The sequence below is a fragment of the Trinickia sp. genome, assembly GCF_051961175.1.
Taxonomy (GTDB): Bacteria; Pseudomonadota; Gammaproteobacteria; order Burkholderiales; family Burkholderiaceae; genus Trinickia.
On the sequence record NZ_JBQCDN010000372.1, the window covers coordinates 1 to 9566 of the forward strand.

General features: G+C 60.5%; 7 protein-coding genes. 2 read left to right on the forward strand and 5 right to left on the reverse strand.

Annotation, left to right across the window (positions count from 1 at the left end; translation table 11 throughout):
• Positions 1–382 (reverse strand): acyltransferase (locus ACTHL0_RS21330; protein ID WP_440568894.1); only part of this gene is annotated, 382 nt, incomplete at its 3' end.
• Positions 383–1067: 685 nt separating this feature from the next.
• Here ACTHL0_RS21330 and ACTHL0_RS21335 point away from each other — a divergent pair.
• Entirely contained in the window at positions 1068–2642 is a 1575-nt protein-coding gene (locus ACTHL0_RS21335) for a hypothetical protein (protein ID WP_440568895.1), read from the forward strand.
• Positions 2643–2761: 119 nt separating this feature from the next.
• Here ACTHL0_RS21335 and ACTHL0_RS21340 read toward each other — a convergent pair whose 3' ends face one another.
• From ACTHL0_RS21340 to ACTHL0_RS21355, 4 genes are read right to left on the reverse strand one after another with little or no spacing between them, the layout of a single operon-like run.
• Positions 2762–4075 carry an O-antigen ligase family protein gene (locus ACTHL0_RS21340; RefSeq protein WP_440568896.1) on the reverse strand — a complete coding sequence of 438 codons (1314 nt, stop codon included), beginning with the start codon at positions 4073–4075 and terminating at the stop codon, positions 2762–2764.
• Between the two features lie 17 nt (positions 4076–4092).
• Positions 4093–5268 carry a polysaccharide biosynthesis/export family protein gene (locus tag ACTHL0_RS21345; RefSeq protein ID WP_440568897.1) on the reverse strand — a complete coding sequence of 392 codons (1176 nt, stop codon included), beginning with the start codon at positions 5266–5268 and terminating at the stop codon, positions 4093–4095.
• 17 nt (positions 5269–5285) lie between these two features.
• Positions 5286–6668, reverse strand: coding sequence for an undecaprenyl-phosphate glucose phosphotransferase (locus ACTHL0_RS21350; RefSeq protein ID WP_440568898.1), 1383 nt, complete (start codon positions 6666–6668; stop codon positions 5286–5288).
• A 44-nt stretch (positions 6669–6712) separates the two neighbouring features.
• The gene (locus ACTHL0_RS21355) at positions 6713–7681 is read right to left on the reverse strand and encodes a helix-turn-helix domain-containing protein (RefSeq protein ID WP_440568899.1); all 969 of its coding nucleotides are present in this window, start codon (positions 7679–7681) and stop codon (positions 6713–6715) included.
• Positions 7682–8210: 529 nt separating this feature from the next.
• On the opposite strand from ACTHL0_RS21355, the gene ACTHL0_RS21360 reads away from it, so the two are divergent.
• Positions 8211–9566: mannose-1-phosphate guanylyltransferase/mannose-6-phosphate isomerase (locus ACTHL0_RS21360; protein WP_440568900.1), on the forward strand; the 1356-nt coding region annotated here is incomplete at its 3' end.

Sequence of the window (9566 nt, forward strand, 5' to 3'; positions counted from 1 at the left end):
AAACCTTGTCTTCCACGCAAATTTCTTGATGATCGAGGCCGCGCCCGGCATCGGGCGAAAAAATAATGTCATGCGTCGCCGTCTCGAACGAAACGCGAGGCCCGATCTGCACGTCGGCCCCGATCGAGATCTTGCTGTTGCGGCAGGCCAGCCGCGTTTCGGCATTCAAGTAAGCGCGGTCGCCTATCGAAATGCCGCGGATCGTTTCTTCGTTCAAGCTCAACTCGACGCTCAGCGGGCCGATGATCGTCACACCTTTGCCGATCGCCATGCCTGCCTTGCGAAAGAGCGTCGGACGCATGCGATTAAAGGGGCCGTAGATTGGCATCGCATTGCCGAGACTCATGAATACGTATCGTGTGAATGCCTTCAGTAGCTTCATCGTGCTGCCTGCAAAGAGCGCATTGCGCCACAACAAGCAAGCGTACCGGGCTTCGCGCGTTCGGTCCCTAATCTGGCGTATTGAGCAGGAGTTTTGGCGCAAATCCCGGCGTCCGCCAGCCTGGATGATGGTAAACGGGGCAAGCGAGGGAACTCCGATCGGCTTGCGAGCGTTGCCTGTCTGAAGCGACCGAAATCGTCATTTGGCGGCCAACACGGCCCGTAATATAGGGTCGATTTCTTTTAATTAAAATGTTTCCGCATCATTCACAAACTTCCGCTCAGCTTCGGAAATTCCTACAAATAAAATTCGAGAACTAGGGCATTCCCCTGTGTGGTATCGGTAATAGTTGGTCGCCAATCAGTAACAAAAACATACGAAAATACACACATCGGCAAGTCTGACCGCTTACTGCATCGGCGGGTGTCATGTCGGTTGAATCCTACAGGTTCCGCAGTCCCCCTACGTGATCTTCCTCCTAGGCTGATTTCGCCACCAGGTCCGTTCGCCCATACTGCGCGTCAACGAGTTGCGGCCGCGGTTCCTCGAACGAGAAACAGGTTTCGAAGAGGGCTCGAACGCAGCAGGGCTTCCCGCTAAGCAATGCTCAGGTTGTGGCTCGACCGTGTGGGATGTCATTAGGACTCCTAACTATTTTTCGGCTGAACGCGAAGAGACCCGCAACATGAAACGACGTCAATTCCTCGGCTGCCTGACGGCAGCGGCAAGCAGCTACGTTCTGGTCGCCTGCGGCGGCGGTGGCGGCGCAAGCGGCGGTAGCGCGACGAATGCGGGAGGCAACACCAATGCGCTGGCCAACGCGAGTACGGCCGCGACGTCGACGGCTTCGCCGAACGGCACGACCTCGCCATCGGCCACTTCTATCGTGGACAACGGCGCAAACGTTTGGACACTGTCGAACGGCTACATCTATAAGAATGGCGTGAAGGATCCGAACTCGTACAACGTCATCATGCTGTTGTGGTACGGCGGTTCGGTCTATCAAGAAAATACGAGCAAGGCGTTCTACCAGTACACGGGCACCACCTGGGTGCAGTGTCTCGATCCGCGCCTGGGCGGCACCTCGGCGGACGGTACGGCCATCCCGCCGGCCTCCTACATCATCGATAAGCAGAGCAACCAGTACACGCTCTCGAACGGCTACATCTACAAGAACGGCGTAAAGGATCCGTACTCCTACAATGTGAGCCTGCTGCTCTGGTACGGCGGCATGATCTACCAGGCGGGTACCGGCGGGCAGTTCTATGTGAAGACGTGGATGAACACGTGGAAGCCGTGCCGCGATCCGCGTATCAATCTGGCCGCGACAGCGGGCTCGTTCTACGGGATCAACGGCCACTACGATTATCCGTTCACGCCGACGCAAGTCGTCACGGCGCTGCAAGCGCTCGGCTGCACGACGTATCGCGTGGGCTGCGTGAATACGTCATCGCAGATGAACTCGCTCGTTGCGTTGGCGCGGGCCTTTCAATCGGCGCACATGACGCTCTTTCCGCTCCTCGATTACGGCCTGCGTGATTCCAACGGTACGCTCTACACGAGCGAATCGGCCGCCTACAGCGCGTCGTTTTCCGGTTCGGCAGCGATTGCGACGGCGTTGGCACCTTACGGCGTGACGATGTACGAGTGCGGCAACGAGCTCACCCGGGACCCCGCCATCATCCTTAATTCCGCGACGGCCGGCACGAACAACGCAGACTTCAATAACGCAAACTGGCCGCTCATGCGCGGGGCGATTCGCGGGATGATCGACGGCATCAAATCGGTGCAGCCGGGTGCCAAGGTGGGCGTGAACTTCTGCGTGGCGGACGTCGCCGCCTCGGATATGCTTTGGGACGGCATCCAGCCGGACGGTTCGGGCGGCCATTCCACCGTGCGCTGGGACATCACGACGTGGCATAACTACTCGCCCTACGGCGATATCTTCAACGTCGGCACGGATGGGGCTGGCCCCGGCTTCAACTTGCCGTCGTACTGCAAGGCGCGCTACGGCGTTCCGTTCATGATCACCGAATGGAACCTGGCCCCCGAGCAAAACGAAACGGCCCGTGCCAGCTACGTGACGCAGCAGCTCGGCGAGTTCTACGCGGCGCGCAAGACGCAGGGCATTCAGTCGGTCATGTATTACGAATTGACGAGCGGCGACTACACGTACGGCATCGTGCTCGATAACCTGACGCCGATTCAGCCGACGTACGGTTCGTTCCAATCGTTCGTCAACAGCAATCCGGACACCTGATCGCCGGTCGATCCATTCCGGGGCGGCAACCTACCGGAAAACGACGCAGGCCCGGAGCCCTGACGCATCGCGTCGAGGCTTCGGGCCTTGTCGTTGGCGCGCGGGGCTCGCGGTGGGGGTCAGCGGCCGGGCGTGGCCCCCGGCGCGGCCGCGATGCGCGGACCGCGCCCGCGCCCGCGCACGGGCACCGGTGCGCGCGGCGGCGCGCCGGGCTTGGGCCGGCGCATGAACGCCGGGTACGTTACCCGAGAACGCGACGCGAGGAGCAGCGAAATGACGAGCGCGATCGGCAGCATGTTGGAGGGGGTGGTCAAGCGGTGTTCGGTGGCCGACATCACAAGCAGGCAAACCGATGCAAGCTCGATGAACCGGAACGCGATGAAATTGCGGCCGCCCTCGCGCATCGAGGCCCAAGCGCCTCGCTGACACCAGGAGACAAGGCGCCAATAAAACGTCAGCATCAGCATCAACCCGACGATGCCCGTCTCCGCAAGGAGGTTCAGATACGAGTTGTGCGCGTGCGAATCGGAGTGATTGGCCGAGATACCGATCGCTCGCCCGAACAGCCCGAAGTAATTGACCACGAGCGAAATCTGATCGTCGAACGACCCAAAGCCCATCCCGATGATCGGGCTTTGCCTGAAATAGGCGAGGGCGCGCGGCCACAGCCATTCGTAGCGGATATCGAGGTTAGCGACCTTTTCATCGGCGTTTTCGATGCTGAACTGATAGCCCATGTAGTCGGTCGAGCCATGCGTGTGTAAAGCCGCGATCGCGAGCGAGGCGGCGATGATCCCCGCGATCATCGTGGCGAGCATCCAGCGTTTGCGGCCGAACACGACGTACGGCAAGAGCACGAGAATACCCAGCATGGACCCGCGGCTATACGTCGAGAACAGCATCAGCGCGTTCGCGGCCATGAGCGCAAGCATCGAACGATTGCGCTTTATCGAATAGCAGGCAATGCCCAGACACAGCAAGATGGCAAGGAAGCCGCCGGCCGCATTGCGCGCAATGAAGTAGCTGCCGAACGTGTCCGACGGATGACGAAAGATGGTCAGCAAGCCGTTCTGTGCCACGTACCAAAGATAAAAGGGCACGTTGATGAGGACGGCGAAACAGTAAAAGCGCCGCAACACTTTATTCAAGTCCCAGCGGTGCACATAGACACACCCCGCCAGGATCGGCGCGTACGAAACGAAAAAATTCCCGTCGTGCCGATAAAAATCGAACTCGAGGAACGATTCGGGATTGTAATAAAGCGTCGACAGGATGGCGAACGCGCCAAAGATCGCGAGCGGCGCCACGAAGGCGGGATAGCGGCGTCCGAAGAACCGCCACCCGCATAGCAGCATGGGCGCGAAGCCGATCGCGCTGACCGGCACAAAATTCGTGACGCTGAAGATCAGCGCGATCAGTGAAACGTAAGCCACGCTCGCTCGTCCTCCACTTACTTCGTGACGATCGCGGCGGTCAAGCCGGCGTTGATCGCCGGCAACAACAGGCTCAGCACGCGGTTGAAGCGGACGAGCGGGCCGTTGTCGACGTAGACGACGTCCTTCGGATGCAGATCGAATTGATTGGCCAGCAGCATCGAAACGGGAGACGCCGAGTCGAGGTGATACACCAGCGGCTTGCCGTCCTGCTCGCGAATCACGTAAAGCTGCCTCGGGTTCGCGGTGCCCTGATTGATGAATCCCGCCTGGCTCAGTGCATCGGCGAGCGTGAGCGTGCCGTCGGGTGTCGGCGTGGCGGCGGTGGGTTTGTTCACTTCGCCCATCACATAGGCCTGGTTCTGATCGCGCCCGGTGACGCGCAGCATATCGCCCGGCTTGAGCATAATGTCTTGCGGATTCTTGCCGGCCGCCACCAACTGCGTCAGATCGATCGGATACGAAGTGCCGTTGCGGGTCAGCGTCAAATGCGCCCGGTCTGCGTTCTGTGAGAAACCGCCTGCACGATTGATCGCTTCGGTCAGGGTCATCGGGATATCGTTGAACGCCTGTCCGCCCGGTGTGCGGACCTCTCCGTCGACATAGACCTGCGCCGAGCGGTACGACGCCACGCGAACCGTGACTTGCGGCTCGCGGAATTCCCGGCCCAAATCTCTCCGAACTTCGCGCTGGACCTCACCGATCGTTTTCCCGGCTGCGTGAATCGGATGCGATAGATACGGGAAGCTGAGATTGCCCTGGTCGTCGATCACAAAGCCCTGGGTCGGATCCGAGGGCTTGCTGTTTTGCACCTGTTGTCCGAGCGCGGCCGCGAGCTCGGGGTGGTCCCAAACCGTCACTTGCAGCACGTCGCCGGGGCCCAGCTTGTACGGGGCGGGCTTGGAGAACAAGTCGAGCTGGTTCGCCTGCTGCATCTGGGCTGCACCGGCGCGCATCTGGTTGATCAGATTCAGATCGATCGCCTGGATGGGAATCTGCTGTGACTGCTGTACGGTCCCATCGGGCGCTGACGAAACGGCCAAGGTAGGGGGCGTCTCCATATGCTGGCCCGGAACGATCGAACAGGCGGCCAGCAGCGTCGAGAGCACGGCGAGGGCCGTCGTGCGTGTCTTCGCGGTGCTCGAGCGCGTCGGATCGATCGTCAGGGCAAGCTCTTGTACTGTCGTTTTCATTGTTGGCACTCCATGCATCAATAAGCGTTCGTGTGGCGCAGGCCTTTGAAGATCGTCGCGAGGATGATCCTCATGTCGAGCCGGAACGACCAGTTGCGCAGGTAATAGAGATCGTGGGCGACGCGCTGCTCCATCTTCTCCACTCGCTCCGTTTCACCCCGGAAGCCGTTCACTTGCGCCCAGCCCGTGATGCCCGGTTTGATGCGGTATCGATGGATGTAGCCCTGAACGATCGGCTGATAAAGGTTGTCGTGCTCGATCGCATGCGGACGGGGCCCGACCACCGACATCTCGCCGCGCAGCACGTTGATGAACTGCGGCAGTTCATCCAGGCTGGTGCGGCGAAGGAATGCGCCCACGCGTGTGACGCGTGGATCGCCTCGCTTGGCCTGTTCGACCACGCCTGCCTTTTGCTCGTGCACGCGCATCGAACGGAATTTGTAGATCGTGAAGACGCGGCCATCCACGCCCTTACGGCGCTGCTTGAAGAACACGGGGCCACTCGAACTGAGTTTGACGGCGATCGCGATCGCGATCATCACGGGCGCCAACGCCAGTAGCGCGGCAGCCGCGAACAAGCGATCGAACAGATCCTTCTTGATCAGCGCACTGGGAGGAACGGGCGACGCGATCAGATTGATCGTCGGCAGCCCCAACATATCGGTGACACTGCCTTCGAACAGCGACAGCGTGCGCACATCCGGCATGAAGCGGATATTCAAAAGATCGTTACGGAATTCGTTGACGAGCTTCAGAATGGCGGCTTCCTCGGTGAGCGGCAGCGCGAGCCACACCTCGTCCAGTTCGTGCTCGCGCACGAACGCGGCGAACGATTCATGTTCGTCGAAGACAGGGATTTCCGGATGCGCCAGCGGTGCCGCGCCCGGCTTGATGTTGTAGATGGCCGTGGCGCGAAAGCCGGTCGTGGGGGCTGTTTCGATCTTTCGAATGATGTCGTCGCAGTGGCTGCCGCATCCTGCGATTGCCACTTGGTGCAAGTTCATCCCCGCCGTCCGCATCCGCGCAAGCAAGGCGTGCATCCAGATGCGGCCCGCGATCATGCCCAGGCCCGACAACACGGTCCAATAGCCGAACCACAAGCGCGAGACGAGATTGACCATGTGCAACGAAAACATCAGCGCCATCGCGGCGACTTGCACGGCACCCCAGGCAAAGGCGACTTGCCGGATCAGCGCGCGCTTGGAGCGGCCGCGCCAGGATTCGTAGACGCCGAACGTGGGGAACACGAGCAGCGATAAGGTGGCCGAAAAGGCGACATAGGCCCAATACAGACGTCCGTCGGCAACGTCTGCGAATCGCAGCCGCGATGCAATGAGGGCGCCCAGCACAATCATGCCGACATCGAATACCCGCGCCCAAAGGTCTTGCAGTCCTCGCATTTCTTTACTCCCAACCGTTGATCGTCGGCGTTTCGCCTCCATGCCTACTGACTCAACGCATGCTTGCGATAGACAGTAGGTGAGACGCCATATCGCTTGCGAAACAGCCGCCCGAGACGGTCGCCGTTGCCCATGCCGCAACGGCGCGCGATCTTGTCGACGGGCAGCTTGGTGCCCACGAGCATCGCGCAGATTGCTTCGAATCTGAGTTGCATCAGGTACTCGAGCGGCGTGACACCGAATTCGCTCTTGAAGCGGCGAAGGTAGTTGCGCACGCTCATGGCGGCCACCGCCGCCGCATCGGATACGGAGATGTCGCCGCCGAAGTTCTCGCGCATCCAGCGCGTCGACTCGTGAATCTTGTCGACGGTGGTGTTCAAGCTGGGCGTTTCGCTGCGGGTCTTCACGACTTCGCCCACGGAAGGCGGCAAGCTGCTGGCGATCCGAAGCGACATGTCCTCGCCATGGTCCGACGCGATCTGCGTCAGCGCCATCTGCGCGGCTTTTTGATTGAGCGCCCATGCGGGCATCGAGCCGGAACCGATCCAGAAGACGGGCACGCTCGGGCGCACGCGAGTGCCGATATCGACGCCGAACGCCGACGCGTGATGGCCACCCGCGTCGTGGACGGCCTGATTCGTGCCGGACAGCCAACGCGCGAGCTGCACGTCGAAGCCCGATGTCACACGAACGTCGTTGCTCGCGACGTATAACGCATGGAAATCGCCGACCGAATAGGCGTCGAGCCGCTGCGTCATCACAGCGATCGATGACGAACTCGTGACGGGGCCACCGAGCTTGGAAAGCAACGACACCCGATAGGGGGGCTGGTCGCTCGAGAAGCGCATCAGTGCGTTGGCCAGTTGAAAGACTTCGCTGATCACACCCGTCGTAAACAGGCAGTGACCATCGAAGATCAGGATCCCGATATGGCGCGCGTCGGCGAGCGAGGTCATCTCTCTGCGCATGACGAGCGGCGAAGTCGGTGAAGTAAGTACAGTGGCGCGATCCACGAAGCTCTCCTCCGCATGGTGAACACACATAGGGTGTTGCAGTGCATCATCGTAATCATCATGATGCCACGTCGATTATTGTAGAAAAAGCTGGCCGAAAACGACGTGTATTTGGCGCAGGGGGTCGTCTCCCGAAAAGTTATTCGCTGTAGTATTTTTTATATTTTTGTTAAAGTTTTTTACAAACTCACCTTTTTTTTATGCACCCCCTCGGGGTGGCCGGGGCCGGGTCTGTCGGCCTTGTAGGGCAGCGTTCGGTAAAAAGTTGGCGGATTAATCGGAAAGATTGGCGATCCGCATAATTGCACCGATCTGTCATTTACCGATATTAAGCGTTTGGGCATTCGTAATGTTTGTCCGGCTTCAACTAAAACCGCCAACACCTCGGGATTTTGCGACCATCGGGATTTCGCATCAGGTTGTCTCGCTATGCTTCACAGCAACATGAATCGCAGCGGTAGGCGCGTGGTCGTCTACGCAAGGTCTACCGGCTGCCTCATGGTTCTGCACACACTAGGAGAACAAGCTGATGGGTACTCCTGTTGAAACCAGGGAGAGGCCGCGTACGACCGGTGCGGCGACGCAGTTGCGTACGCCGCATACGCTGGCCGGGCAAGCAGCGCTGCGAACACGAGCAGTCGTGCTCGCGGGCGGTTCGGGCACACGGTTATGGCCGCTCTCGCGCAAACATTTTCCGAAGCAGCTCGTGGACGTGCTGGGGGCGGGATCATTGCTGCAAATGACGGTCCAGCGGCTGCGCAAGCTCGCTGACGTCGAGCTTGCGCTGGATGAATCGCCGATCATCGTATGCGGCGCCGAACACCGCGCCATCAGTGCTCAGCAGTTGGAGCAACTGGGCACACGCGCACGCTTCATCATTGAACCCAGTGGGCGCAATACGGCGCCTGCGCTATCGCTCGCGGCACTCCATGCGCTCGAAGACGGCGGTGACGCCGTGCTCGTCGTGATGCCGGCCGATCACTTGATCGGCGACGTGGCGGCCTTCCAGCGTGCGGTCGCCGCCGCCACGCGTCACGCCGAGCGCGGTGCGATCGTGACGCTCGGCATTCGTCCAACGCGTGCGGAGACGGGCTACGGCTATATCGAACCGGGCGAGGACGTCGATGGCACGGCACGCAAGATTGCGCGCTTTGTCGAAAAACCTCCTGTCGAAGTTGCCCGTTCGTACCTGGCTTCGGGCAAGTACTTCTGGAACAGCGGCATCTTCGTGCTGCGCGCCAGTGTGTGGCTCTCCACTTTGCAGCAGATGCAACCCGAGACCTACTCGGCATGCTCGGCGGCCTATGAGGCCGGACAGGATAGCGCAGCGGGCTACAAGCCGCACGAAGCGTTGTTCGAGAACGTCCCGTCGGATTCGATCGACTACGCCGTGATGGAAAACCTCGCGCGCGGCGGCGATGTCGAAGGCGTGGTCGTGCCGCTCGAAGCCGAGTGGTCCGATCTCGGCTCGTGGGATTCGGTGTGGGACGTACTCGGTAAGGACGAGAGCGGCAACGTCGCATCGGGCCGCGTATTGATGGAAGACGCGAGCAATTGCTACGTCCGCGCAGAGAGCAGGCTCGTGACTTGCGTCGGGGTGTCGGATCTCGTGGTGGTAGAGACAGCGGATGCCGTGCTCGTCGTCGACCGGTCGCGTGTGCAGGACGTCAAGCGTATCGTCGGACGAATCGCCGATCAGCAAGGCCCGGAAGTCGATGCGCATCGCAAGGTGCAGCGGCCGTGGGGATGCTACGACTCGATCGACAAGGGCGAGCGCTTTCAGGTCAAGCACATCGTCGTCGAAGCGGGCGCGCAGCTTTCGTTGCAACTGCACCATCATCGCGCCGAGCATTGGATCGTCGTTCGCGGCACGGCTCTCGTCACG